This is a genomic window from Bordetella parapertussis (assembly GCF_020735925.1).
Classification (GTDB): domain Bacteria; phylum Pseudomonadota; class Gammaproteobacteria; order Burkholderiales; family Burkholderiaceae_B; genus Bordetella; species Bordetella pertussis.
Map to the genome: position 1 here is coordinate 1,644,453 of NZ_CP085971.1, position 24,477 is coordinate 1,668,929.

Here is a 24,477-nt window from a genome sequence, read left to right on the forward strand (position 1 = left end):
ATGGGTACGCGCGTGGCGCCGGGCAGGGCGATAATGCAGGCTCTTCCGGAGGCCACATGCTGCAAATCGACGCTGAACACACCCGCCGCGCGCTGCGCTTCACGGCGGTCATCGATGCCCTGCGCGACGCCTTTCGCGGCGGCGTCCATGTGCCGCCGCGCCACGTCCATGCCATCGAGTCCGGCGGCGCGCAAGGCACGACGCTGATCATGCCGGCCTGGAACGACGCCGGCTATTTCGGCGTCAAGGTCATCAATATCTTTCCCGCCAACACCCACCAGGGGCTGCCCGGCCTGCATGCGACCTACACGCTGTACAGCGCCCGTACCGGGGTGCCGCTGGCGCAGGTCGACGGCGACGTCGTGACCGCCTATCGGACCGCCGGGGCGGCCGCGCTGGGCGCTTCGTACCTGGCCCGCGCCGACGCCAGGGTGCTGCTGATCCTGGGCTCCGGCCGGATCGCCGGACTGGTGGCGCCGGCGATGCGCGCCGTGCGCCCGATCGAGCGCGTATTGGTGTGGAACGTGCGGCCGGCCGGCGCGCAACGCCTGGCCGGCGAATTGCGCGAGCAGGGTTTCGACGCGCAGGCGGTCACCGACCTGCAGGCGGCGGTCGGGCAGGCCGACATCGTCAGCTGCGCCACCTTGTCCACCGAGCCGCTGGTGCGGGGCGAGTGGCTGCGGCCGGGCATGCACCTGGACCTGATCGGCAGCTTCACGCCCGAGATGAAGGAAACCGATCCGCAGTGTTTCGCCGGTACCTCCGTCTATGTGGATACCGATGAGGCGCCCACCAAGGCCGGCGACCTGCTCGAAGCCTTCGCGGCCGGCACGCTGGCGCGCACGCAGATCCGCGGCACCCTGGCCGACCTGGTGGCGGGCCGTGCGGCGGGCAGGCGCGATGCGGCCGAGATCACCGTGTTCAAGGCGGTGGGCAGCGCGCTGGAAGACCTGACGCTGGCCGCCCTGGTATACGAGGCGCGGCAGGGCGATGTTCAGGCACAATAAGGGCGATTTTTCTCTTTCTACTTTCCACGGGCTTTCGAACCATGTCCACTCTGCTCGCTCGCCTGGCCGTCCTGGCCACGGCCCTGGTCCCCGCGTTTGCCGCGCAAGCCGAAGTCGTCATCGGCGTTGACGTCTCCACGACCGGGCCGGCGGCGGCGATAGGCATCCAGACCAACAACGCGATCCGCCTGTGGCCGGCTACGCTGGGCGGCGAGCCGGCCCGCTACGTAGTGCTGGACGACGGCACCGACGTCAGCCGCGCGGTGAAGAACATGCGCAAGCTGACCTCCGAGGACAAGGTCGACGCCATCGTCGGTCCGAACACGACCGCGGCCGCGCTGGCGGGCCTGGATGTGCTGGCCGAGACCAGGACGCCGATGATCGCCCTGGCGGCGTCGGCGGTGATCGTCGAGCCCATGTCCGACCCCAAGCGCGCCTGGGCGTTCAAGATGCCGCAGAACGACTCCCTGATGGCGTCCGTGTTGGTGCAGGACATGAAAAAGAAGGGCGTGAAGACCGTGGCCTTCATCGGCTTTGCCGATTCGTATGGCGACAGCTGGTGGAAGGAGTTCTCGCAGGCGGCCGGCGACGACCTCAAGATCGTGGCGCAAGAGCGCTTCCAGCGTACCGACGCCTCGGTGGTGGGCCAGGTGCTCAAGGTGATCGCGGCCAAGCCGGATGCGGTGCTGATCGCCGGGGCCGGAACGCCTTCGGCGTTGCCGCAGAAGACCCTGCTCGAACGCGGCTACGCCGGCAAGGTGTATCAGACCCATGGCATCGGCACGCTGGAGTTCCTGCAAGTCGGCGGGCGCGACGTGGAAGGAACCCTCTTTCCCACCGGCCCGGGCGTGGTCGCGCGCGAGCTGCCCGACAGCAACCCGGTCAAGAAAGTGGCCGTGGAATTCGCCGACAAGTATGAGGCCCAATACGGCGCCAATACCTTGACCCAGTTTGCCGGCGACGCCTATGGCGCCTGGATCCTGCTCGATTCGGCGGTGGCGCGCGCGCTCAAGACCGGCGCCAAGCCCGGCACGCCCGAGTTCCGTGCCGCCTTGCGCGATGCGCTGGAGAATACGCGCGACCTTACCGTGCCCAATGGCGTGCTCAATATCAGCGCCGAGAATCACCAGGGTTTCGACGAGCGCGCGCGCGTCATGGGCGTGGTGCGCAACGGGCGTTTTTCGTACGCTGGCCAGCCGTAGGCGTTTCAGAATGTGACGCGCCGGTTTCCCTGGGCGCGGCAATGCGGGCAGGCCCAGGGCCTGCCTTTTTTGTCGTCAAATGATTCGTGATCAAATGATTTTATAGCGTACTATTCGGGACATATCTATTTCAATACCGAACTATTCAGGAGGAAAAACCATGCTCATGCGTCGTTTCAATTTCGTGAAATGGGGACTTCTGATGGTGGGAGCGGGCCTGCTGGCCGCGTGTTCGGATTCGGACTCGAGCGATCCCGGCGCCGCGCAGCAGCCGGCCGCGCAAAGCGCCAGCACGCTGGACGCCGCCAAGGCGGCGGGCAAGATCCGCATCGGCTACGCCAACGAGGCGCCTTATGCCTATATGGACAGCAAAGAGGCGCGCGTTACCGGCGAGTCGGTCGAGATCGCCCGGGTGGTGCTCAAGCGCATGGGTATCGACGAGGTCGAGGGCGTCCTGACCGAGTTCGGGTCGCTGATCCCGGGCCTGCAGGCCAAGCGGTTCGACATCATTGCCGCTGGCATGTATGTGACGCCCGAACGCTGCCAGCAGGTTGCGTTCTCCGACCCGACCTATGGCGTGGGGCAGGCTTTCCTGGTGCAGAAGGGCAACCCCAAGAATCTGCATAGCTACGCCGACGTGGCGAAGAACGGCGAGGCCAAGCTGGGCGTGGTCGTCGGGGCCATCGAGGCGGAATACGCGACCAAGCAGGAGATTCCGGCCGGGCAGGTGGTGGTGTTTCCGGGCGCGGTCAGCGCGCTCTCGGGTATCGAGGCCGGACGCGCCGACGCCTATGCGGCGACCGCGCTGACCGTCAACGATCTGATGCACAAGACCAGCGCCGGCGACAAGCTGGAAAAGGCCGACCCTTTCACCGATCCCACGGTCGATGGCAAGAGCGTGCGCGGCTATGGCGCCTTCGCCTTCCGCAAGGATGACCAGGCGTTCGCCGACGCGTTCAACGCCGAACTGAAGAAATTCGTGGGCAGCGACGAGCACCGCAAGCTGGTCGAGCCATTCGGCTTTACCGCCGGCGAGTTGCCGGGCGATGTGACCGCAGCCAAGTTGTGCGCCGCCCAGTAAGCGGGGACGGCGATGGACAACACCTGGTCCCTGCTGCCGCCCTTGCTGGACGGTCTGGCGGTCACCTTGCGGATTGCCGCCGGGGCGGCAGCGCTGGCGATTCCGCTGGCGCTGGCCGCCGGGCTGGCGCGGCTGTCCGCAAGTCCGTGGCTGCGGGCGCCGGCGGCGGTCTATGTGGAGGTGTTTCGCGGTACGTCGGCGCTGGTGCGGCTGTTCTGGTTCTATTTCGTGCTGCCGATGTTCGGCATGAAGCTGCCGGCCTTGCTGGTGGGAATCGTGGTGCTGGGCGCCAATGCCGGGGCCTATGGCGCCGAAGTGGTGCGCGGCGCCATCCTGGCCGTGCCGGCCGGGCAGCGCGAGGCGGCGGTGGCGCTGAACCTGACGCGCGCGCGGACGATATGGCGCATCATCCTGCCGCAAGCGGTGCCGGCCATGCTGCCGCCCACCGGCAACCTGCTGATCGAACTGCTCAAGAACACGGCGCTGGTGTCGCTCATCACGATTACCGATCTGACGTTCAGGGGGCAGTTGCTGCGCAGCGAGACCTTGCGCACCACCGAAATCTTCACCCTGGTGCTGCTGCTGTATTTCGCGGTGGCGCTGGTGATCACAGGCGGGATCCGGATGCTTGAGCGGAGGTTCAAGGTCCGATGAGTCCGATTTTCGATTGGGGGTTCGCGCTCGAAATCCTGCCGATGCTCGGCTCGGCGCTGGTCATCACCGTGCAGGCGACCCTGCTGGGCATGCTGGTGGCCGTGACGCTCGGCCTGGCCCTGGCGCTGCTGCGCCGCTCGCCGTTCTGGCCGGTGTCGGCCCTGACGGCGCTGGTGATCGAGTTCGTGCGCAGCACGCCGCTGCTGGTGCAGATGTATTTCCTGTTCTACGTGCTGCCGGTCACCGGTTGGCAGATGTCGCCGCTGACCACCGGCATCCTGGCGTTGGGCCTGCACTATGCGGCCTATTGCGCCGAAGTCTACCGGGCGGGCATCGAAGCGGTGCCGCGCGGCCAGCACGAGGCCGCCACCGCATTGAACCTGTCGCGCTGGCGCACCGCGGTGGGCGTGGTGCTGCCGCAGGCCATTCCGCCCGTGGTGCCGGCGCTGGGCAACTACCTGGTGGCCATGTTCAAGGACACGCCGCTGCTGTCGGCCATTACGGTGGTCGAACTGCTGCAGCAGAGCAAGATCATCGGGTCGACCACGTTCCGGTATACCGAACCGTTGACGCTGGTGGGCGTGCTGTTCCTGTTGCTGAGCCTGGTCGCGGCCTGGGGGGTGCGGCGCCTGGAGGCGCGTCTGAAACTGTATGGAGGCAAGAGATGAGCGCAAGCATCCGTTTGGCGAAACTGTGCAAGCGGTACGGCGACCTGGACGTGCTGCGGGGCATAGACCTGGAAATTCCGGCCGGCCAGACCGTCTCGGTGATCGGGCCGTCCGGCTCCGGCAAATCGACCTTGCTGCGCCTGCTGATGACCCTGGACCGGCCGACCAGCGGCGCGATCGAGATCGATGGCGAATCCATGTGGCATGACGCGCAAGGGCGCGAAATGGGGCCCAACTCGGCCCATGTGCGCCGGGTGCGCGGCAAGATCGGCATGGTGTTCCAGCACTTCAACCTGTTTCCGCACAAGACCGCGCTGGGCAATGTGATCGAAGCGCCGCTGTACGTGCTGGGCCTGTCGCGCGACGAGGCGGTGGCGCGCGGCCGCGAGTACCTGGACATGGTGGGCCTGGGCGACAAGCTGGACGCCTATCCGGCGCAACTGTCGGGCGGCCAGAAGCAGCGCGTCGGTATTGCGCGGGCGCTGGCCATGTGCCCGGAGGTCATGCTGTTCGACGAGGTGACGTCGGCGCTCGATCCGGAACTGGTGGGCGGTATCCTGCAGATTCTGCGCGACCTGGCGGCCCGGCGCACCATGACGATGATCATCGTCACCCACCAGATGAAATTCGCCGAGCGCAGTTCGGACCGTACCCTGTTCTTCGACGAAGGCAATATCGTCGAGGACGCCGAGTCGGCCCAGTTGTTCGCCGCGCCGCGCGAGCCGCGCACGCAGCAGTTCCTGCAATCGGTGATCGAGGCCGCCTAGGCGCGGCCGGTGCTGCCGAAGCCGCCCGCGCCGCGCTCGGATGCGTCGAAGTCTTCCACGACGTTGAAGGCCACTTGCTGTACCGGCACGATCACCAGTTGCGCCAGGCGTTCCATGGGGTCGAGGGTGAACGGCTGCGTGCCGCGGTTCCACGTCGAAACCATCAACTGGCCCTGGTAGTCGGAGTCGATGAGGCCGACCAGGTTGCCCAGCACGATGCCGTGCTTGTGGCCCAGGCCCGAGCGCGGCAGGATCATGGCGGCGTAGCGGGGGTCGCCGATGTGGATCGCCAGCCCGGTAGGCACCAGCACCGTCTGGCCGGGCTCGATCACCAGGCTTGCTTCGGTGCATGCGCGCAGGTCCAGCCCCGCCGAGCCCGGGGTGGCATAGGCGGGCAGGTATTCGCGCATGCGCGCATCGAGGATCTTCAGGTCTACGGATTTCATTCGGAACCAGGCAACAGGAGTGAAGCCGGCGCCCGCGGGGCGCCGGTATGGGACGGAAAAGCGCCAAGCGTACCAAATGCGGCCTGGCGCACGCTAGCCGCGGTGGTTCGGCCCCTTGGGCAGGGTGCTCAGGGGAGGCAGCTTGGGCAGTTGGCCGCGGCGTCCGGCCCGCAGGTTGCGAGCGCCCTTGAACAGCATCCAGGCGGCGATCGCCAGGAACAGCGCGGGCATCATCGTGTCGATATCGAGGCGGCCGCTGGTGAGCGCGGCCACGAAGAAGGACAGGGCGTTCCAGCCGGCGATCAGCGCGCCGATGGTGAGAAACAGCGCCATGCGGCGCGCCGACGCGCTGGCCGCCAGGGTGGGTGGGGGCGCGGCTTGTTCGGCGCCGCTGGCGGGCAGGGGGGCAGGGGCCGTGCGCTCGGGACGCTTGCCCCAGGTCAGCTCCGACAGCTTGCCGGCCACCCCGGATTGGGCCGCCGCCGGCGCGCGTTGCGCCGGCAGTACCTGTCCGGGCGCGCCGCCGGTGCGGCTGAGCTCTTCGATGTAGCGCGCGAAATCGCCGTTCTTGGGTTCGCCGTCTATGGCCATGCTGCGGGATCTCCGGGTCGGTGAGGAGGGTCGGGCCGGGGCCGTCATGGGCGGCGGTTGGCGCGCGCCGGCTGGCGGCGCTTGCGCATGACGGCGACCAGCAGCCGATCAGCACCGAGGCGCCCATGCCGGCGGCCAGGCCGATATGCGGTGCGTTGTCCATGGCGCCCAGGCCGCGCGCGGTAATGTAGCCGGGAGCCAGCATCAGCGGCAGCCAGGCGACGGCCGACAGCACGTTGGCCAGCTGGAAGCGCAGGTGGTGCATGCCCATGATGCCCGCCACCGTGGGAATGGTGGAGCGGATCGGCCCCAGGAAGCGGCCGATCAGTACCGAGGCGAAGCCATAGCGGTAGAAGAACAGGCGGGCGCGCGCCACCGCGCTGCGCTGGGTATTGAGCGGCCAGCGGCGCATGACGCCCGGGCCGAGCCAGCGGCCCAGCGCGTACGACACAGCGTCGCCCGCGATGGCGCCGGCGATGCCCCAGGCCAGCACGCCCCAGGGCGACAGCGTGCCGGCGCCGATCAGGCCGCCGGTCAGCAGCATCAGCGCCGTGGCGGGAATGAGCAGCCCCACCAGGACCATGGACTCGCCGAAGGTCAGCAGGAAAGTGATCGGACCGGCCCAATCCTGGTTGGCCTGGATGAAGTCGCCGATCCGGTCTATGTATGCTTGCATGCGGAAAACAAAACCGTCGATAAATCAATCTAGTATCTTAACGCCTGGCCGCGGCGCGCGCACGGCGCGATCGTGGATGTTTCAGGAATTGAGCAAAGAAGAAATTATATGGATTCAGTGACGCAGGTCGTGCTGGGAGCGGCCATCCAGGGGTCGATGCTGGGGCGCAGCCAGGGGCGCAAGGCCTTGTTGTACGGCGGCCTGCTGGGAACGCTGCCGGACCTGGACGTGCTGATGCGTTATCCCGACCCCGTGTCGCTGATGACCTACCATCGCGGATTCTCGCATTCCATCCTGGTGCTGACTGCGCTGGCCGCCGTCATGGCCTGGCTGATACGGCGCCGATGGCCCGATGCGCCCTATAGCGGCCGGCGCCTGTTCGCAACGCTGTTGCTGGTGCTGGTCACGCATCCGGTCCTCGACGCCTTTACCGTCTACGGCACGCAATTGTTCTGGCCCTTTCCCTTGGTGCCCGAAAGCTGGTCGGCGGTGTTCATCATCGATCCGGTCTATACCGTGCCCATGCTGGCTGCCGTGCTGGTGGCCGCATGGCGCGGCATGACACCGGCGACGTGCCGGGGGCTGGCGGCCACCGTGCTGTTCGGCGCGGCCTATCTGCTGGTGGCGCTGACCGGAAGGTTCCAGGCCGAAACCAGCGTGACGGCGGCGCTGCGCGAGCGCGGCGAACAGGTCGAGGCGGTGCTGGCCACGCCGATGCCCTTCAATACCCTGTTGTGGCGGGTCATCGCCAAGACTGGCGACGGCGCCTACTACGAGGCCGTCAGCGGCCGCTTCGATCGCCAACCGCCGGAAATGGCGCGCCTGCCCCTGCACACTGACGTCGGCCAGGCGCTGGCCGGCGTCCCGCTGCATGAGCGCCTGCGCTGGTTCACCAACGATTGGCTGCGCTACGACGCCCTGGGCGATGCGCTGGTCGTTACCGACCTGCGCATGGGAATCGCCGGCTACTACACGTTCCGTTTCGTGATGGCCGAGCGCGACGGCGACCGCTGGCGCGCGGTCACGCCGCGGCGCTGGCCCAGCGATCGCGGCAACTGGGAGCAGATGCGGCTGACCCTGGCGCGCATCGTCGGCAGCCAGCCCTTGCCCCTGGCCCGGTGGGCGCGCCAGGCGGAGAACTAGCGCGGCGCCGCGGGCACGGCGACGACGGGCTCGTCCTTGACGGTCTGCATCACGATGTGGGTGTAGAACGCCTGCACGTTGTCGTCCTGGTCGAACAGACGGTCGGCGAACGCCAGGTATTCGTCCATGTCGCGCATGTGCACGATCAGTACGCACGAGACCTCGCCGGTGACCATATAGCATTGGGTGACGGCGGGCTCGAGCGCGACCTGTTCCATGAAGGTGCGGCGGTATTCCGAGCCATGGCGGGCGAATTCCACGGTGACGATGGCCGAAAGCGGGCGCTCGACGCAGGCCGGGTCCAGCACGGCGACGATACGGCGGATGACGCCGCTTTCCTTCAACCGGGCCACGCGCCGCAGGCACGCCGAGGCCGACAGCCCGACGCGCTCGGCGAGCACGGCGTTGGAGATATCGGCGTCGCGCTGCAAAATCCCAAGAATACGGTGGTCTATGGCATCAAGTTGCATGGTTATGCAATTTTATTTTGCTGTTGTCCATATGATCGTTGATTCGGCTGCCTGCAGGCAATAAATCGCTGCCTCATTGTGTCGCATCCGGGCTATGCTGTCAGCTGTCATTTCCGTTCATTCAGCCCTGTTCATTCATCGTGCCATATCTGTCGGGTCTCATGCGGCGCAGCGGCCGCCTGTTCTTAACTTTGGTCAAGGTCATGCTGCCTGTCATGGTCGCCGTCCAGGCAGCGCAGGCGTGGGGCTGGATCGATATCCTGGGCCAGGCGTTCGCTCCGGCCATGGGTTTGCTGAATCTGCCCGCCGAGGCCGGCATGGTATGGATGACGGGCGCGTTCGTGGGGATCTACGGCGCCATCGCGGCGCTGATCAGCCTGGCGCCGGTGCTGGAGCTGACCGGCGGCTAGTTCAGCGCCCTGTGTTCCATGCTGCTGTTCGCCCATGCCCTGCCGGTGGAGCAGGCCATCGTGCGGCGCGCCGGCGCCAGTTTCTGGGCCACGGCGGCGCTGCGCGTGGGGGCGGCGCTGGGCTACGGCGCGGCGGTCTCGTGGTTCTGCCACGCCACTGGATGGCTCGATGAGCCGGTGTCGCTGCAATGGCTGCAGTCATCCGCGCTGGCCGGCGAGCAGGCCGGCGGCATATGGGCCTGGGTGCGCGGCACCGCCATGTCGCTGTCGTTCACCTACCTCATCATCCTGGCGCTGCTGGTGGCGCTGGACGTCATGGAACGCACCGGCATTACCCGCGCCATCACGGTGGCGCTCACACCGGTGCTGCGCGTTTCGGGCCTGGACCCGCGCGTCACGTCGGTCACCATACTGGGCGTGCTGCTGGGGCTGTCCTACGGCGGCGCGCTCATCATCGAAGAGGCGGAGAAACAGCAACTGGAAGCCCGGCCGCGCTTTCTGGCGCTGGCCTGGCTGTCGCTGTCGCATTCGCTGATCGAGGATACGGTGCTCTTGATGGCGCTGGGCGCCAACGGCTGGATCGTGCTGGTCGGCCGCCTGCTGGTGACGCTGGTGGTCGTGGCCATCCTGGCACGGATGCTGGGCGGGGGCGGCACGGCGCGCCGGCCCCTGGGCGCGCCGGCAGGCTGACTCAGGGCCTGGCCGGGGCGGGCAGGCGCGCAGCGATCTCGGCGATCAGGCGCCGCGCCGCATCCAGCTTGGCCGCGGCGGGCAGGGGGTGCACCCCGTGCTCGTCGAACAGCACCAGCTCGGTGGTGTCGGCATCCATGACCTTGTGCGCCAGGTTGCCCACCAAGAGCGGAATGCCCTTGCGCAGGCGCTTGGCTTCCGCATGCTCGGCCAGCTTTTCGGTTTCGGCCGCGAAACCCACGCACCAGGGCCCGCTCGCCAGCTTGGCGACCTCGGCCAGGATGTCCGGGTTGGGTTCGAATTCCAGCGCCGGCGCGCCGCCGCCTTCGGTGGTCTTCTTCAGCTTCTGCTCGCTGACGTTCTTGACGCGCCAGTCGGCCACGGCCGCCACGGCGACGAAGATGTCGGCGTCGTTGGCGTTGGCCATGACCGCGTCGTGCATTTGCCGCGCCGTGGTCACGTGCAGCGCCGTGACGCCGCGCGGAATGGCCAGCGCGGTGGCGCCGGTGATCAAGGTGACCCTGGCCCCCGCTTCGTGGGCGGCGCGCGCCAGGGCGTAGCCGGTCTTGCCGGACGAGCGGTTGCTCAGCACGCGCACCGGATCGACGGGTTCGGAGGTGGGGCCGGCCGTCAGCAGCACGTGGCGGCCCGCCAGCACCTTGGGCTGGAACGAGGCGATCAGGTCGGCGAGCAGTTCGTGGGCTTCCAGCATGCGGCCGGTGCCGGTTTCGCCACAGGCCTGTTCGCCGGCGGCCGGGCCCAGCACGGCAATGCCGTCGGCGCGCAACTGCGCCACATTGCGCTGGGTAGCCGGGTTGGCCCACATTTCACGGTTCATGGCGGGCGCCACCAGCAAGGGGCAGGCGCGCGCCAGGCACAGCGTCGAGAGCAGGTCGTCGGCCAGGCCGTGCGCCAGCTTGGCCATGAAGTCGGCGCTGGCGGGGGCGATCAGCACGGCGTCGGCGCCGCGCGTCAGGTCGATGTGCGCCATGTTGTTGTCGACGCGGGCATCCCAGGCGTCGACGAAAACCGGCCGGCCCGACAGCGCCTGCATGGTGACCGGCGTAATGAAGTGCGTGGCGGCCTCGGTCATGACGACATCGACGACCGCACCCTGTTCGGTCATGCGGCGCACCAGTTCGGCGATTTTGTAGCAGGCGATGCCGCCGGTCAGGCCGAGGACAATGCGTTTGCGGGCGAGATCGAGCATGGCGGGAAAAGGGCGCGGCGGCGCCGCCTGTCAAAGTGGTGGAGGAAAGGGCGGATGGACCGATTTTATGCGCTTTGCCGCGGCGACGGGGCCGGACGCCCCGGTCAGTCCTGCACGGTCGGCCGCTTGCGCGCCCGCAGCAGCTCGTCGACGACCAGCAGCACGGCGCCGCAGGTGATGGCCACGTCGGCCAGGTTGAATGCGGGATAGTGCCAGTCGCGCCAGTAGAACAGCAGGAAGTCCACCACATGGCCATAGGCCACGCGGTCGATCACATTGCCCAGCGCGCCGCCCATGATCAGCGTCAGGGCCAGGCTGAAGCGCGGCTGGCCGGCGGTGCGGCGCAGCAGCCAGACGATGACGATCGAGGCGCCCACGCCCAGCGCGGTGAAGAACCAGCGTTGCCAGCCTTCCTCGGAAGCGAGAAAGCTGAATGCCGCGCCCCGGTTGTACAGCAGGGTGAAGTCGAAGAACGGCAGTACGTTGAGGCGTTCGCCGTACTGGAAGGCGCCGTCGAAGTACAGCTTGGTCGCCTGGTCCAGCACGATGATGAGAGCGGCCGCGGCCAGCCAGGGGGCCAGTCGCGGCGCGGCGGCGCGGGCCTGCGTCATGGTCAGGCCCGCGTGCGCGGCTCGCCGGCGCCGAACAGGTTGCTCACGCAGCGGCCGCAGATCTCGGGATGGTCGGCGTCCTGGCCGACGTCCGGGCGCCAGTGCCAGCAGCGCTCGCACTTTTTGTGCCCCGACGCAGCGATCTCGATGCGCAAGTCGTCGGCGTCGGCATGCACGGTGGCGCGCGAGACGATCAGCACGAAACGCAGGTCATCGCCCAGGCTGGCCAGGATGTCGTGGTCGGCCGCGTTGGCGTACAGGTCCACTTCGGCCTGCAGCGACGAGCCGATGGCGCCGGCCGAACGCACCTCTTCCAGCTTGCGCTGCACCTCCGCGCGGATGGCGCGCAGGCGCGTCCACTTGGCGGTCAGGGCCTCGCCGTCGGCAAACGGCGGCAACGCGTGGTAGACCTCGGTGAAGATGGTGACGCGCGGGGCGTCGGCCTGCTTGGCCAGCGCCGAGCCGGCCAGGACCTTCCAGGCTTCCTCGGCGGTGAACGAGAGGATGGGCGCCATCAGCTTGAGCAGCGTCTGGGTGATGTCGAGCAGCGCGGTCTGCGCCGAACGGCGCGCGGCGCTGCCGGCAGCCGTCGTGTACAGGCGGTCCTTCAGGATGTCCAGGTAGAACGCGCCGAGGTCTTCCGAGCAGAACGTCTGCAGGCGGGAGACGGCCGGATGGAAGTCGTAGCGTTCGTAGTGGCCCTGGACTTCGGCCTGCATCTGCGCGGTCATCGCCAGCGCGTAGCGGTCGATCTCGAACAGCTCGCCATACGGCACGGCCTGGCCGACCGCGTCGAAGTCGGCCACGTTGGCCAGCAGGAAGCGCAGCGTGTTGCGGATGCGGCGATAGCTTTCGACCACGCGCTTGAGGATCTCGTCGGAGATCGACAGCTCGCCCGAGTAGTCGGTGGAGGCGACCCACAGGCGCAGGATCTCGGCGCCGAGCGAATCGGACACTTTTTGCGGCGCGATGACGTTGCCGACCGACTTGCTCATCTTGCGGCCCTGGCCGTCGACCACGAAGCCGTGCGTGAGCAGGCCCTTGTAGGGGGGATGGCCGTACAGCATGCAACCGGTCAGCAGCGACGAGTGGAACCAGCCGCGGTGCTGGTCCGAGCCTTCGAGGTAGAGGTCGGCGGGCCAGGCCAGTTCGGCGCCGTGCGAGCTGCCCAGCACGCCGTCCTTGCCGCCCAGCACCGTGGCATGGGTCGAGCCCGAGTCGAACCACACGTCCAGCGTGTCGCGGTTCTTTTCGTACAGCTCGGCTTCGTCGCCCAGCAGTTCGCGCGGATCGAGCGATTGCCAGGCCTCGATGCCGCCTTTCTCGACGCGCTGCGCGACCTGCTCCAGCAGCTCGACGGTGCGCGGGTGCAGCTCGCCGGTTTCCTTGTGCACGAAGAAGGCCATCGGCACGCCCCATTGGCGCTGCCGCGACAGCGTCCAGTCGGGGCGGTTGGCGATCATCGCATGCAGGCGCGCGCGGCCCCAGGCGGGGTAGAAGGCGGTGGCGTCGATGCCGGCCAGGGCGCTTTCGCGCAGGCTCGGGCCGCCGTCGCGCGGCTTGACGTCCATGCCCGCAAACCATTGGCTGGTGGCGCGGTAGATGACCGGCGTCTTGTGGCGCCAGCAATGCATGTAGCTGTGCGACAGTTTCTGGACCAGCATCAGCGAGCCGGCCAGCTTGAGCGCTTCGACGATCCTGGGATTGGCGTCCCAGATCGACAGGCCGCCGAACAGCGGCAGGCTGTCGACGAACTTGCCGTCGCCCATGACCGGGCCGAGGATGTCGCTGTCCGCCAGGCCGTGGGCCTTGCACGAGACGAAGTCTTCGATACCGTAGGCGGGCGCCGAGTGCACGACGCCGGTGCCGGTGTCCAGGGTGACGTAGTCGCCCAGGTAGATGGGCGAGGTGCGGTCGTACCCTTGGGCGGCGGCGGCCAGCGGATGGCGAAAGCGCAGGCCTTCGAGGGCCTCGCCCTTGGCGGTGGCGATGATCTCGCCTTCCAGCCCCCACGCCTTCAGGCTGGGCTCGACGCGTTCCTGCGCCAGCAGCAGCAGCGGACCGTGCACCGGCGTGGGCGTGACGCGCACCAACGCGTAGTCGATCTCGGGGTGCACGTTGAGCGCCTGGTTCGACGGAATGGTCCAGGGAGTGGTGGTCCAGATGACGATGGCGCCGGCGTCGACCTCGTCCAGGCCGAAGGCGCGCGCCAGCGCGCCGCGGTCGGTGAACGGGAAGGCCACGTCGATGGCCGGATCGACCCGGTCGGCGTACTCGACCTCGGCCTCGGCCAGCGCCGAGCCACAGTCGAAACACCAGTTGACCGGTTTCAGGCCGCGGAACACATAGCCTTTTTCCAGAATGCGGCCGAGCACGCGGATCTCGTCGGCCTCATTGCTGAAGTTCATCGTCAGGTAAGGGTTGTGCCAGTCGCCCAGCACGCCCAGGCGCTTGAAGTCCTTGCGCTGGCGATCGATCTGTTCGAGGGCGTAGGCGCGCGCCTTGGACTGGACCTCGGTGACCGGCAGGTGCTTGCCGTATTTCTTTTCGATCTGGATCTCGATCGGCATGCCGTGGCAGTCCCAGCCCGGCACGTAGTGCGCGTCATAGCCCGCCATGTTGCGGCTCTTGACGATGATGTCCTTGAGGATCTTGTTGACGGCGTGGCCGATGTGGATGTCGCCGTTGGCATAGGGCGGGCCGTCATGCAGCACGAAGCGCGGACGGCCGCGACTGGCGGCGCGGATGGCCTGGTAGACCTGGGTTTCCTCCCATTCGGCAACCCAGCCAGGCTCGCGCTTGGCCAGGTCGCCCCGCATCGGGAAGGGAGTGTCGGGCAGATTGAGGGATTTTTTATAGTCCATGAACGGCAAAATAGGCGCGCGCGTTTTGCGCGTCTTGGGCGATGGCGGCAGTCAGGGAGGGGAGATCGGCGAATTTTTCTTCGTCCCGCAGCTTGTGCAGGAACTCGACTCGCACGAGTTTACCGTATGCGTCGAGGCTCTCGTCGAGCAGGTGGGCTTCGAGCAGCACCCGGCCGCGGTCTTCGACCGTCGGACGCACGCCCAGGCTGGCCACCGCCGGCAAGGGCCGGTCCTGCAGGCCGAGCACGCGCACCACGTAAATACCCGAGCGGGTGGCGCAGCGCGGCGCCACCCGCAGGTTCATGGTCGGGAAACCCAGTTCGCGGCCCAGTTTCCGGCCATGGATCACATGGCCGCTGATATGGAACGGCTGGCCCAGCAGCTGCGCGGCGCGGTCCAGGTCGCCCACCGCCAGGGCGGTGCGTACCTCGGAGCTGGAAATGCGGTGGCCCTGGCGGTCGGTGATGTCGGCCAGGGTACAGACTTCGAAACCGTGCGCCAGGCCTGCCTCGCGCAGCAGGTCGATGTCGCCGCTGCGCTTGTGGCCATAGCGGAAATCCTCGCCGACCAGCAGCCAGCGGGTCTGCAGGCCGGCCACCAGCAGGTCTTCGATGAAGGCGTTGGCCGACATTTCGGCCAGCCGGGCGTCGAAGCGCTCGACCGCGACCTGTTCGATGCCGGCGGCTGCCAGCGCCTGCAGCTTGTCGCGCAGTCCGGAAATGCGGGTGGGCGCCAGTTCGGGGCGGCGGTTCAGGGTGGCGAAGTATTCGCGCGGGTGCGGCTCGAAGGTCATGACGGCGGGCACGAGGCCGCGCGCGCGGGCCTCCTGGCGCACGCGCGCCAGGATGGCCTGATGGCCGAGGTGGACGCCGTCGAAATTGCCGATCGTCAGGGCGCACGGCGTGCGTTGCGAGGGCGGGGGCGGGTAGCGGTAGATGCGCAGCGATGGTTTCACGACCGAGAGTTTACAATTTTGGGTTGACCCGCTTTTGGAAAGTTTTCATCTTGCCGCAAATGTCCAATCCCAAGCGCCGCCTCGTCATCCTGATTTCCGGGCGCGGCAGCAACATGCAGGCCCTGGTGCAGGCGTGCCGCGGGCAGTCCTGGCCGGCCGAAGTGGCCGCCGTGATCGCCAGCCGCCCGGACGCCGCCGGCCTGGATTGGGCGCGCCAGCAAGGCATCGCCACCGCGGCCCTCTACCACAAGGACTACCCCAGCCGCGAGGCGTTCGACGCCGCGCTGGCCCGGGAGATCGACCGCCACGCGCCCGATTACGTGCTGCTGGCCGGATTCATGCGGGTGCTCACGCCGGGCTTCGTCAATCACTACGCGGGCCGGCTGGTCAATATCCATCCTTCGCTGCTGCCGGCGTTTCCCGGCCTGCATACGCATGCGCAGGCCCTGGCCACCGGCGTGCGCGCGCATGGTTGCACGGTGCATTTCGTGACGCCCGTGCTCGACCACGGCCCCATCATCGCGCAGGGCTGCGTGCCGGTGCTGGCGGGCGATACGCCCGAGGCGCTGGCCGGGCGCGTGCTCGAGGTCGAACACCAGGTCTATCCGGCGGCGGCGCGCTGGCTGGCCGAAGGAAGGGTCAGCCTGACCGCCGACCAGCGCGTCGAAGTCGCCGGCGAGCCGCAGCGCCTCTTTTTCTGGCCGGCGGCGTAAGCCGGCGGCCTTCTGTAATACCAGGGCGTCTTGCGCCCTTCTTGGAATTGTCATGACGAAAAATACTGTCAACCGGCCGCGCACGGGCCGGGCCTCCACGCCAGTTCGCGCCGATCGCGGCGCGCCGGCGCGCGCCGACCGGCCTCGCACCCCGATTGCGGTCATTCGTATCGACCAGGTCCAGCGCGTGCTTGGCGAGGTGCTGCAGTGGACCTATCCCGCCGACGCCGTGCTGTCGCACTGGCTGCGCGCGCACCCTGGCATGGGCGGGCGCGACCGCGCCGAACTGGCCCAGGCGGTCTACGACGTGCTGCGCCACCTGCGTCGCTATCGGCAGTTCGCCGAGAGCGGGGTCGGGCCCGCGACGCGCCGGCTGGCCATCCTGGGCCTGGCGGCCACGATGAACCCCGAGGTCCTGGCCGAGGGGCTGGGCGCCGACGAGGCGGCGTGGCTGCAGCGCATCCGGCACATCGATGTGGCGACCTTGCCGCGCGCGGTGCGCGCCAGCGTGCCGGACTGGCTCGACGAGCGGCTGGCGCAGCTGGACGATTCCGAGGCCCTGCTGGACGCCTTGAACCGGCCCGCCAACCTGGATATCCGGGTCAACCCGCTCAAGGCCGAGCGCGACCCCATGCTGGCCGTGTTGCGCGCCGGCCCGGCCGGACGCTTCGACCCCCAGCCCATGCCTTATTCGCCGTGGGGCATTCGCCTGGCGGGGCACCCATCGGTCAATCGCTGGCCCCAGTTCGAGGACGGCAGCATCGAGGTGCAGGACGAGGGCAGCCAGTTGCTGGCCCTGCTGATGGGGCCGCGGCGCGGCGAGATGATCATCGATTTCTGCGCCGGGGCGGGCGGCAAGACCCTGCTGCTGGGCGCCCTGATGCGCTCGACCGGCCGTCTTTACGCATTCGACGTCTCGGCGGCGCGGCTGGCGCGCGCCAAACCGCGCTTCGCCCGCAGCGGCCTGTCCAACGTGGTGCCGGTGGCGATCGACAGCGAGAACGACACGCGGGTCAAGCGGCTGGCCGGCAAGGCGCAGCGCGTGCTGGTGGACGCGCCGTGCAGCGGCATCGGCACCCTGCGGCGCAATCCCGACCTGAAGTGGCGCCAGCACCCCCAGTCCATCGCCGAAATGTGCGAGCTGCAGCACCGTATCCTCAAGAGCGCGGCGCGCTGCGTGGCGCCCGGCGGGCGGCTGGTCTATGCGACCTGCAGCCTGCTGGCCGAGGAAAACGCCGAGCAGGCCGAACGCTTCCTTGCCGAACACCCGGATTTCGAACGCCTGGACGCTGCGCAATTATTGGCCAATCGTTGCGCCAATCTGACATTGAGCGGCCCCTACGTGCAGCTGCGGCCGGATGTGCATGGCACCGACGGCTTTTTCGCCGCGGTATTCGAGCGCCGCAAGCCATCCGCGGCGGCCACGCAGGAGCCTGCGGTCGTGGCGGCCGAAACCGGGCCCGGCGAGCCGGAAGACGCGGCCGGCTAGTTGCGCGGCACCACCATGATGGCGGCGCTGTCGCGCCGGGACGCGGGCTGGCGGGGTTGATGGGTGACCTCCCAGATCACCGTGTCCTGGCCCGGTTGCGTGCCCCGGTACACGATCTGCGTCACGGGCACCGCCGTGTGCGCGCAGCGCCCGCCCGGGCCGCTGTTGCCCTGGGACTGCACGACGGTGGCAGTGCCCAGGCGCGGCGGTTGCACGATGCGCACCAGCGGCGGGCGCAGCGGCGCGCAATCGGCGCCGCGGATCTGGTAATACGATGCCAGCGTCACGTTGTCGCCTACCTGCACGGTAGGGCCGGCGGCCCAGGCGGCGGGCACGGCGAGGGCGAGAAGGGCGGGTAATAGGCGTAACATCGAGAATGGCCGGTGCGGATCAGGGTGTCAGCATACAGGTAGCCGGTTCTTTGTAGCAAAATGTATTATTGCTATGGTGCTGGCGGCCCTGCACCCTCATCTACAGGGTGGGCCAGTGGGCGGCAGGGGCTGCGCGCAACCCGACCAGATGCAGCTTAGTGCTTGATTTCCCTTAAAAACTATTTTGAAACCACGCTGTCATAAGGGCATCAGGTAGGCTAAACTTTCAGCCACTTTACAAGTGAGGCTCCAAAAAGCTTTATGGATTCCATCCTTTCTTTCATTTCCGGCGGTCTGACCCAAGCCACTTGGTGGCAGATCGTGCTGTTCACCCTGGTCGTGACGCACATCACCATTGTGTCGGTCACGGTGTTCCTGCACCGCAGCCAGGCGCACCGCGGCCTGGACCTGCATCCGGCAGTGATGCATTTCTTCCGCTTCTGGCTCTGGATGACCACCGGTATGGTCACCAAGGAGTGGGTCGCCATCCACCGCAAGCACCACGCCAAGTGCGAGAAGGAAGGCGATCCCCATTCGCCGATGCTGTTCGGCATCTGGAAGGTGCTGTTCCGCGGCGCCGAGCTGTATCGCGAGGAGTCCGCCAACAAGGAAACCATGGCCAAGTTCGGCCACGGCACGCCCGATGACTGGCTCGAACGCAACATCTATTCCAAGCACAGCCTGGCCGGCGTGCTCACCATGCTGGCCATCGACCTGGCCCTGTTCGGGGCGGTCGGCCTGACGGTCTGGGCGGTGCAGATGGCCTGGATCCCGTTCTGGGCGGCCGGCGTGGTCAATGGCATCGGCCATTACTGGGGCTACCGCAACTACAACAGCCCGGACACCAGCACCAACGTGTTCCCGTGGGGCATCATCATCGGCGGCGAAGAGCTGCACAACAACCACCACGCGCACGGCACCTCGGCCAAGTTCTCGGCCAAGTGGTACGAGCTGGACATCGGCTGGGGCTATATCAGCATCCTGAAGTTCTTCGGCCTGGCCAAGGTCAAGAAGGTTGCGCCCAAGCTGAAGCTGGAATCGGGCAGCAAGGGCATCGACCTGAGCACGCTGCAAGGCGTGATCACGCACCGCTACGAAGTCATGGCCCGCTACGGCGACCTGGTCAAGCGCGCCGCGCGTGAAGAGCTGAGCAAGCTGAAGTCCTCGCGCCAGCAGGACGCCGCCAATTGCCGCTGGACCACGCTGCGCCGCGTGCGCCGCTGGCTGCACCGCAACGAGGAAGTCCTGCAGCCCGAGCAGCGCGCCGAAGTCGACCAGGCCATCGCCCAGAACCAGTCGCTGTCGACGCTGGTGCAGATGCGCCGCGAACTCGGCCGTCTCTGGGAAAGCTCCAGCGCCAGCAGCGAGCAGCTGTTGCATGACCTGCAGGCCTGGTGCCAGCGCGCCCAGCAAAGCGGCATCGCCGGGCTCGAGCAATTTGCTCTGCATCTGCGCCGCTACGCGGCATGATGCTGGAAAAGCTCAATCCTGAACAACGCGCTGCAGTAACGCTCGAACCGCAACACGCCCTGGTTCTCGCCGGGGCGGGCAGCGGCAAGACCCGCGTACTGACGACCCGGATGGCCTGGCTGATTCAAACCGGCCAGGCCAGTCCATTTGCGCTGTTGGCAGTCACCTTTACCAACAAGGCGGCGCGTGAAATGCTCACGCGCATGTCGACCCTGTTGCCGATCGACACGCGTGGCCTGTGGATCGGTACCTTCCACGGCCTGTGCAACCGCATGCTGCGCGCGCATCATCGCGACGCGGGCTTGCCGCAGGCATTCCAGATTCTCGATACCACCGACCAGCTGGCCGCCATCAAGCGCCTGCTCAAGGCGGGCAATATCGACGACGAGAAGTACCCGCCACGCGATGTGCAGCGTTTCATCAACGGTGCCAAGGAAGAGGGGCTGCGTCCCGGCGACGTCGAGGCCTACGATCCGCACCGGCGCAAGCTGATCGAGATCTACCAGCTGTACGAGGCGCAGTGCCAGCGCGAGGGCGTGGTCGATTTCGCCGAGCTGCTGCTGCGCGCGTACGAGCTGCTGTCGCGCAACGCGCCGGTGCGCGAACATTACCAGCGGCGCTTCCGCCATATCCTGGTCGATGAGTTCCAGGACACAAACACGCTGCAGTACAAGTGGCTGCGTCTGCTGGCAGGCACCGGGGCGGCGATTTTCGCGGTCGGCGACGACGATCAGTCCATCTATGCGTTTCGCGGCGCCAACGTCGGCAACATGGCCGACTTCGAACGCGATTACGCACATGGCCGTGTCATCCGCCTGGAACAGAACTACCGCTCGTACGGCCACATCCTGGATTCGGCCAATGCCCTCATCGGGCACAACACCGGACGCCTGGGCAAGAACCTCTGGACCGAACAGGGCGAGGGCGAGCCGGTGCGCGTCATCGAGCAGCCCTCCGACGGCATGGAGGCGCAATGGCTGGTCGACGAGATCCGCGCGTTGATCAACGACGGCCGCATGCGCAGCGAAATCGCCGTGCTCTACCGCAGCAACGCGCAATCGCGCGTGCTCGAGCATGCGCTGTTCTCGGTGGGCATCCCCTACAAGGTGTACGGTGGCCTGCGCTTCTTCGAGCGCCAGGAAATCAAGCACGCGCTGGCCTATCTGCGCCTGATCGCCAATCCGAACGACGACACCTCCTGGATGCGGGTGGTCAACTTTCCGACCCGCGGCATCGGGGCGCGCACGCTCGAGCAGCTCAGCGACGCGGCGCGCGCGCACGACACCAGCCTGTTCGGCGCGGTGGCCCGCGTCGGCGGCAAGGGCGGCTCGAATCTGGCGCAATTCGCGCAGCTGATCGGACAGATGGCGCACGACACGCGCGAGCTGCCGCTGCCCGAACTGGTGGACCATGTCATCGAGGCCAGCGGCCTGAAGGCCCACTACCAGACCGAACGCGAAGGCGCCGAGCGCCTGGAGAACCTCAACGAACTGATCACCGCTGCCACGGTGTTCGCGGCCGAGGAAAACTTCGAAGGCTTGCCGGCCGGCGTCGTGCCCGATCACGATGTGAGCGGCGCCCTGATGCCGGGCGTCGTCGATGCCCCGCAACCCGATACGCTGGGCGGCCTGACACCGTTGGCGGCTTTCCTGTCGCATGCGGCGCTGGAAGCCGGCGACAATCAGGCGCAGGTGGGCCAGGACGCGGTGCAGCTGATGACCGTGCACGCCGCCAAGGGCCTTGAGTTCGACGCCGTGTTCATCACCGGCCTGGAGGAAGGGCTGTTCCCGCATGAGAACAGCATCATGGAGCCCGCCGGCCTCGAGGAAGAGCGGCGCCTGATGTACGTGGCGATCACCCGGGCCCGGGAAAGGCTGTATCTCAGCCTGGCGCAAAGCCGCATGCTGCACGGCCAGACGCGTTACGCCATGCGTTCGCGTTTTCTCGAAGAAATTCCCGAGCAGCATCTGAAGTGGCTGAGCCCGCGCGCCGGCCTGCATCAGGGCGGCGGCTTCGGCGGCGCGGCGTCGGCCTGGAGCAGTCGCGGCGACGCCTTTGGCCGCAAGCCTACCGGCACTGCCGCACCTCGGCAGCCGCGTGGCATGGCCAGCGGCGTCACCGTGGGCGAGCAGCAGTTCCGGGTGGGGCAGGGCGTGCGCCACGCGCGCTTTGGCGACGGCACCATCATAGGCCTCAGCGGTTCGGGGCAGGACGCCCAGGCCCAGATCCAGTTTCGCGACGTGGGTGCCAAGACGCTGGCGCTGGGCATCGCCAAGCTGGACATCATCACGGCCTGAGCTTCGCGTCTTGCGCCCGCATCGGCTGGCGCAAGACGCGGCAGGGCCATTCTCAATAGCGGTATCCCACCTGCAGCCAGATCTCGCGTCCGGTGCGATAGCGCCGCGCATCGATCAGGCTGTCGCGCGGGTTGGTTGTCAGCGCCGCGATGCGGTTGAGCACATTGAGCACGTCCAATGCCAGGGTGACCTGGCGCGCGAACGGGGGTTGCCAGATAAGGCGGGTGTCCCAGCTCCAGTACGAAGGGGCGGAAAGCGATTCGTACATGTCGAGGTACTCGGGGGCGGGCCCTGTGTCCACGAACGCGATTTCCTTGCGCCGCCCGTGCCAGTTCACGGTGTTGCTCCACGTCAGTCCGTGGCGCGGCCAATGGCCGGTGAGATCCAGCGAGACCTTGTGCGGCAGGTTGAAGCTGCTCGGCGGCAAGTTCGCTGCCGGGATCCGCTTGCCGTTGTAGTACACATAATCGGCCCGTTCCACAGGCGATGATTCATAGCCCTCGGCCAGGTTCAGGTTGCGCTTGTTGCGCTGGTAGCCCCAGCTGGCCTGGGCATGCCACAGCGTTTCGCCCAGCCGCCACGCCTCTTCGTTGGCCAGGGTGAGATTCCAGCCGTCGGTGCGCGAGTTGCCTTCGTTGGTATAGCGATAGCCCACGCGCGAATCGCCGCGGCGCGTGACCTGGTCGCGGCCGTTGCGGTGCACGAACGTCAGCACGCCGCGTATGCCGTAGGCGCGCTGCGCCAGCGAGAAGGCCCATTCGTCGTCGTAGGGGCTGCGCAGGCCGTCGTAGTTCACGCGCGTGATTTTGCGTCCATTGGGCACGGGATCGCCGTGGTGGTCCAGCACTTGCTCGCTCAGGCGGCTGAACTCTTCCTGCATGGCGATCTTGAGGACATGCCCGCCGTAGTAGCGTGACCAACCCGCGCTCAGGACGGTGTCGTCGCTGCCCAGCACATCCCAGTCCAGGCGCGCCCGGGGCGCGAGCGTGCGGTGGTGCAGGAAGTTGTCCCTGTCATAGCGCAGGCCGGCGTTCAAGGTCCAGCGCCGCCACGTGAGTTCATCCGACGCATACAGCCCCAGCCTGGTGTAGTCGAGCGTAACCGAGCCCGGCAGGTGGCGGACCTTGCTGAAGTGTTTTTCGGTGCCGTCCTCCCGGTGCACGGCCCGGTACGAGTACGACTGGTTGTAGCGCTTGAAGCGCGCGCCGGTGTGCTCGACCTGCAAGCCCACATAGGAGGCATGGCTGACCGGGCCGGTCTGGATGGGCGCCAGGTCGAGCCGCGTGGCCAGCGTCAGGTTGCGCTGGCCCTTTTCGTCCTTGCCATATCCGCCGCTGGCGAATCCGGGCCGACCGTCGACGAAGTCGTGCTGCACGAATTCGGTATGGGCAGAGTTGCGGTGGCTGTCGAACCGGTCCCATCCCAATTGCGCCGACAGCTTGCCGCCGCGCAAGGTATGTTCGATATTCCAGACCGCGCCCTGCGCGCCGTGCCGATTGCGCCAGTCCGTATCGCGGAAGAAATTGCTCACCAGATGTTCGCGCCGATCGGCGTACTTCAGGCTCAGGTCCGTGATCGTGTCGGCATCCAGGCGCAGGCTGAACTTGCCCAGCAGGTTGTCGACGCGGTCCAGGGAGTCGTCGCGCTCGGGACGGTCCAGGTGGCCCACCGCGCCCAGGCGCCAGCGTTCGATCCGGGAAATGCGCCGTGACAGGCCCAGCACCAGGCCGGCGCGTTCGCCGAGCGCGATGTCGGCGGACGCGGTATGGAAGCGCTTGCGCCAGGACGGCGTGAAATCCGGGGTGCCCTGCAGCCAGTCTTCGGCGTTGCCGGGCGCGATCTTCTGCCGTGTCAGGTTCGAGCCGTTCCAGCGATAGTCCAGCTTCACGTGGTTTTCGCCCGACGGCCGGCGCAGGCGCGCATCCACCACGCCGCCGTTGAATGCGCCATACTCGACCGGAATGCTGTTGTCGAAGACGCGCACTTCGCCCAGCAGCGCAGTGTCCAGAAAATAGGCTTGCGGGTTGCTGGGAACGTCGGTGAAGTTGCGGCTCTTGTTGGCCGGGTCGACCCGGCTGGTGGCGCCGACGCCGTCGATGAGAAACAGGTTCTGGTAGGGGCTGGCGCCGTGGATGGAGATGTCCTCCACGTTCAGCGTTCCCCGGTTGGCGCCGTCCTCGGCGGTGCCGCTTTCGCGTATGGCGGGATGCGTGGCGATCAGCGCGCTGAGGTCTCGGTTGGAGGCCGGCGTGGCGGCGATCTCCTGCTCGGTATAGACGCGCTCGCGCGTTGCGTCGCCGTACACGCGCACCGGTTCGAGCGGCCACGCCGCGGCCGCGTCGGCGGCGCGCACGACGGCATAGCGGTTCGCGCCCGCGGCGCGCCATGTCAGGCCGGAGCCGCGCAGCAGGTGTTGCAGCGCGGCCTGCGCAGTCATCGTGGCGCGCAGCGCCGGCGCCTGTTTACGCGCGGCCTCGCGAGCATCGAACGAGAGCGCCACGCCGGCTTGCCGGGCGTATGCCCGCAGGGCCGCGTCCAGGGGTTGGGCGGGAAGATCGAAGGCGAGGGCGGGGGATTGCGTCGCCGCGTGGGTCGCCGCGGCGGTGCAGAGCAGCAGCGCGGCCAGAGTTGTGCGTTGGCGCTTCTTGAGGATGGGTTTCGACATGCGTGCCTTCCGGACTGAGTGAAATAC

General features: G+C 67.5%; 22 protein-coding genes and 1 pseudogene. 13 read left to right on the forward strand and 10 right to left on the reverse strand.

The window, feature by feature from the left end:
• Positions 1 to 56 precede the first annotated feature (56 nt).
• From lhpI to LK409_RS07885, 6 genes are all read left to right on the forward strand, one after another.
• Positions 57 to 1,007 carry a bifunctional Delta(1)-pyrroline-2-carboxylate/Delta(1)-piperideine-2-carboxylate reductase gene (lhpI, locus tag LK409_RS07860; RefSeq protein ID WP_003812590.1) on the forward strand — a complete coding sequence of 317 codons (951 nt, stop codon included), beginning with the start codon at positions 57 to 59 and terminating at the stop codon, positions 1,005 to 1,007.
• 41 nt (positions 1,008 to 1,048) lie between these two features.
• Positions 1,049 to 2,209 carry an ABC transporter substrate-binding protein gene (locus LK409_RS07865; RefSeq protein WP_003812588.1) on the forward strand — a complete coding sequence of 387 codons (1,161 nt, stop codon included), beginning with the start codon at positions 1,049 to 1,051 and terminating at the stop codon, positions 2,207 to 2,209.
• A gap of 160 nt (positions 2,210 to 2,369) precedes the next feature.
• The gene (gene ehuB / locus LK409_RS07870) at positions 2,370 to 3,290 is read left to right on the forward strand and encodes an ectoine/hydroxyectoine ABC transporter substrate-binding protein EhuB (RefSeq protein WP_010928302.1); all 921 of its coding nucleotides are present in this window, start codon (positions 2,370 to 2,372) and stop codon (positions 3,288 to 3,290) included.
• 12 nt (positions 3,291 to 3,302) lie between these two features.
• Positions 3,303 to 3,944 (forward strand): ectoine/hydroxyectoine ABC transporter permease subunit EhuC, encoded by a 642-nt coding sequence (gene ehuC, locus LK409_RS07875; RefSeq protein WP_010928303.1) that lies wholly within the window; start codon positions 3,303 to 3,305, stop codon positions 3,942 to 3,944.
• Positions 3,941 to 4,612 carry an ectoine/hydroxyectoine ABC transporter permease subunit EhuD gene (gene ehuD, locus LK409_RS07880; RefSeq protein ID WP_003812579.1) on the forward strand — a complete coding sequence of 224 codons (672 nt, stop codon included), beginning with the start codon at positions 3,941 to 3,943 and terminating at the stop codon, positions 4,610 to 4,612. Before ehuC ends, ehuD begins: the two co-directional genes overlap by 4 nt.
• The gene (locus tag LK409_RS07885; protein WP_003812577.1) at positions 4,609 to 5,379 is read left to right on the forward strand and encodes an amino acid ABC transporter ATP-binding protein; all 771 of its coding nucleotides are present in this window, start codon (positions 4,609 to 4,611) and stop codon (positions 5,377 to 5,379) included. Before ehuD ends, LK409_RS07885 begins: the two co-directional genes overlap by 4 nt.
• On the opposite strand, the gene dut is transcribed toward LK409_RS07885, so the two are convergent.
• The 3 genes and pseudogenes from dut to LK409_RS07900 all read right to left on the reverse strand — a co-directional run bounded on the left by dut (position 5,376) and on the right by LK409_RS07900 (position 7,092).
• The gene (gene dut / locus LK409_RS07890; RefSeq protein WP_003812576.1) at positions 5,376 to 5,825 is read right to left on the reverse strand and encodes a dUTP diphosphatase; all 450 of its coding nucleotides are present in this window, start codon (positions 5,823 to 5,825) and stop codon (positions 5,376 to 5,378) included. The two genes, LK409_RS07885 and dut, sit on opposite strands and share 4 nt — an antisense overlap.
• A gap of 93 nt (positions 5,826 to 5,918) precedes the next feature.
• A complete protein-coding gene (locus LK409_RS07895; RefSeq protein WP_010928304.1) occupies positions 5,919 to 6,416 on the reverse strand; it encodes a hypothetical protein in 498 nt (165 codons plus the stop codon).
• Between the two features lie 44 nt (positions 6,417 to 6,460).
• Positions 6,461 to 7,092: pseudogene (locus tag LK409_RS07900) on the reverse strand (DedA family protein).
• 108 nt (positions 7,093 to 7,200) lie between these two features.
• Between LK409_RS07900 and LK409_RS07905 the strand changes: the two are divergent.
• The gene (locus LK409_RS07905; protein WP_033448174.1) at positions 7,201 to 8,235 is read left to right on the forward strand and encodes a metal-dependent hydrolase; all 1,035 of its coding nucleotides are present in this window, start codon (positions 7,201 to 7,203) and stop codon (positions 8,233 to 8,235) included.
• On the opposite strand, the gene LK409_RS07910 is transcribed toward LK409_RS07905, so the two are convergent.
• A complete protein-coding gene (locus LK409_RS07910; RefSeq protein ID WP_010926397.1) occupies positions 8,232 to 8,705 on the reverse strand; it encodes an Lrp/AsnC family transcriptional regulator in 474 nt (157 codons plus the stop codon). The genes LK409_RS07905 and LK409_RS07910 overlap by 4 nt on opposite strands.
• 203 nt (positions 8,706 to 8,908) lie before the next feature.
• Here LK409_RS07910 and LK409_RS07915 point away from each other — a divergent pair, with 203 nt between their 5' ends.
• Together LK409_RS07915 and LK409_RS07920 are read left to right on the forward strand one after the other, a co-directional pair.
• Positions 8,909 to 9,115, forward strand: coding sequence for a hypothetical protein (locus LK409_RS07915; RefSeq protein WP_226376527.1), 207 nt, complete (start codon positions 8,909 to 8,911; stop codon positions 9,113 to 9,115).
• An 18-nt stretch (positions 9,116 to 9,133) separates the two neighbouring features.
• Positions 9,134 to 9,805 (forward strand): hypothetical protein, encoded by a 672-nt coding sequence (locus LK409_RS07920; RefSeq protein ID WP_226376528.1) that lies wholly within the window; start codon positions 9,134 to 9,136, stop codon positions 9,803 to 9,805.
• Position 9,806: 1 nt separating this feature from the next.
• Here the strand turns inward: LK409_RS07920 and coaBC are convergent, their stop codons facing one another.
• The 4 genes from coaBC to LK409_RS07940 all read right to left on the reverse strand — a co-directional run bounded on the left by coaBC (position 9,807) and on the right by LK409_RS07940 (position 15,445).
• Positions 9,807 to 11,015 carry a bifunctional phosphopantothenoylcysteine decarboxylase/phosphopantothenate--cysteine ligase CoaBC gene (coaBC, locus tag LK409_RS07925; protein WP_010928305.1) on the reverse strand — a complete coding sequence of 403 codons (1,209 nt, stop codon included), beginning with the start codon at positions 11,013 to 11,015 and terminating at the stop codon, positions 9,807 to 9,809.
• Positions 11,016 to 11,119: 104 nt separating this feature from the next.
• Positions 11,120 to 11,626: a signal peptidase II gene (lspA, locus tag LK409_RS07930; protein WP_003812559.1), complete on the reverse strand. Its 507-nt coding sequence runs from the start codon at positions 11,624 to 11,626 to the stop codon at positions 11,120 to 11,122.
• Positions 11,627 to 11,628: 2 nt separating this feature from the next.
• On the reverse strand, positions 11,629 to 14,490 hold the full coding sequence (gene ileS, locus LK409_RS07935) for an isoleucine--tRNA ligase (RefSeq protein WP_010928306.1): 2,862 nt from the start codon (positions 14,488 to 14,490) through the stop codon (positions 11,629 to 11,631).
• Complete coding sequence (locus LK409_RS07940) at positions 14,480 to 15,445, reverse strand: bifunctional riboflavin kinase/FAD synthetase (protein ID WP_003812556.1); 966 nt, start codon at positions 15,443 to 15,445, stop codon at positions 14,480 to 14,482. The genes ileS and LK409_RS07940 overlap by 11 nt, the downstream gene beginning before the upstream one ends.
• Before the next feature lie 59 nt (positions 15,446 to 15,504).
• On the opposite strand from LK409_RS07940, the gene purN reads away from it, so the two are divergent.
• Both purN and LK409_RS07950 read left to right on the forward strand, forming a co-directional pair.
• Positions 15,505 to 16,158 (forward strand): phosphoribosylglycinamide formyltransferase, encoded by a 654-nt coding sequence (gene purN / locus LK409_RS07945; RefSeq protein ID WP_003812554.1) that lies wholly within the window; start codon positions 15,505 to 15,507, stop codon positions 16,156 to 16,158.
• Between the two features lie 187 nt (positions 16,159 to 16,345).
• Positions 16,346 to 17,647 (forward strand): RsmB/NOP family class I SAM-dependent RNA methyltransferase, encoded by a 1,302-nt coding sequence (locus LK409_RS07950; RefSeq protein WP_003812553.1) that lies wholly within the window; start codon positions 16,346 to 16,348, stop codon positions 17,645 to 17,647.
• On the opposite strand, the gene LK409_RS07955 is transcribed toward LK409_RS07950, so the two are convergent.
• Positions 17,644 to 17,934, reverse strand: coding sequence for a hypothetical protein (locus LK409_RS07955; RefSeq protein WP_225665834.1), 291 nt, complete (start codon positions 17,932 to 17,934; stop codon positions 17,644 to 17,646). The genes LK409_RS07950 and LK409_RS07955 overlap by 4 nt on opposite strands.
• Positions 17,935 to 18,279: 345 nt before the next feature.
• Between LK409_RS07955 and LK409_RS07960 the strand changes: the two genes are divergently transcribed.
• Together LK409_RS07960 and LK409_RS07965 are read left to right on the forward strand one after the other, a co-directional pair.
• Positions 18,280 to 19,488 (forward strand): DesA family fatty acid desaturase, encoded by a 1,209-nt coding sequence (locus LK409_RS07960; protein ID WP_003812548.1) that lies wholly within the window; start codon positions 18,280 to 18,282, stop codon positions 19,486 to 19,488.
• On the forward strand, positions 19,485 to 21,785 hold the full coding sequence (locus LK409_RS07965) for a UvrD-helicase domain-containing protein (RefSeq protein ID WP_010928308.1): 2,301 nt from the start codon (positions 19,485 to 19,487) through the stop codon (positions 21,783 to 21,785). The genes LK409_RS07960 and LK409_RS07965 overlap by 4 nt, the downstream gene beginning before the upstream one ends.
• Before the next feature lie 52 nt (positions 21,786 to 21,837).
• Here the strand turns inward: LK409_RS07965 and LK409_RS07970 are convergent, their stop codons facing one another.
• Positions 21,838 to 24,450: a TonB-dependent receptor gene (locus tag LK409_RS07970; RefSeq protein WP_010928309.1), complete on the reverse strand. Its 2,613-nt coding sequence runs from the start codon at positions 24,448 to 24,450 to the stop codon at positions 21,838 to 21,840.
• Positions 24,451 to 24,477: the final 27 nt, after the last annotated feature.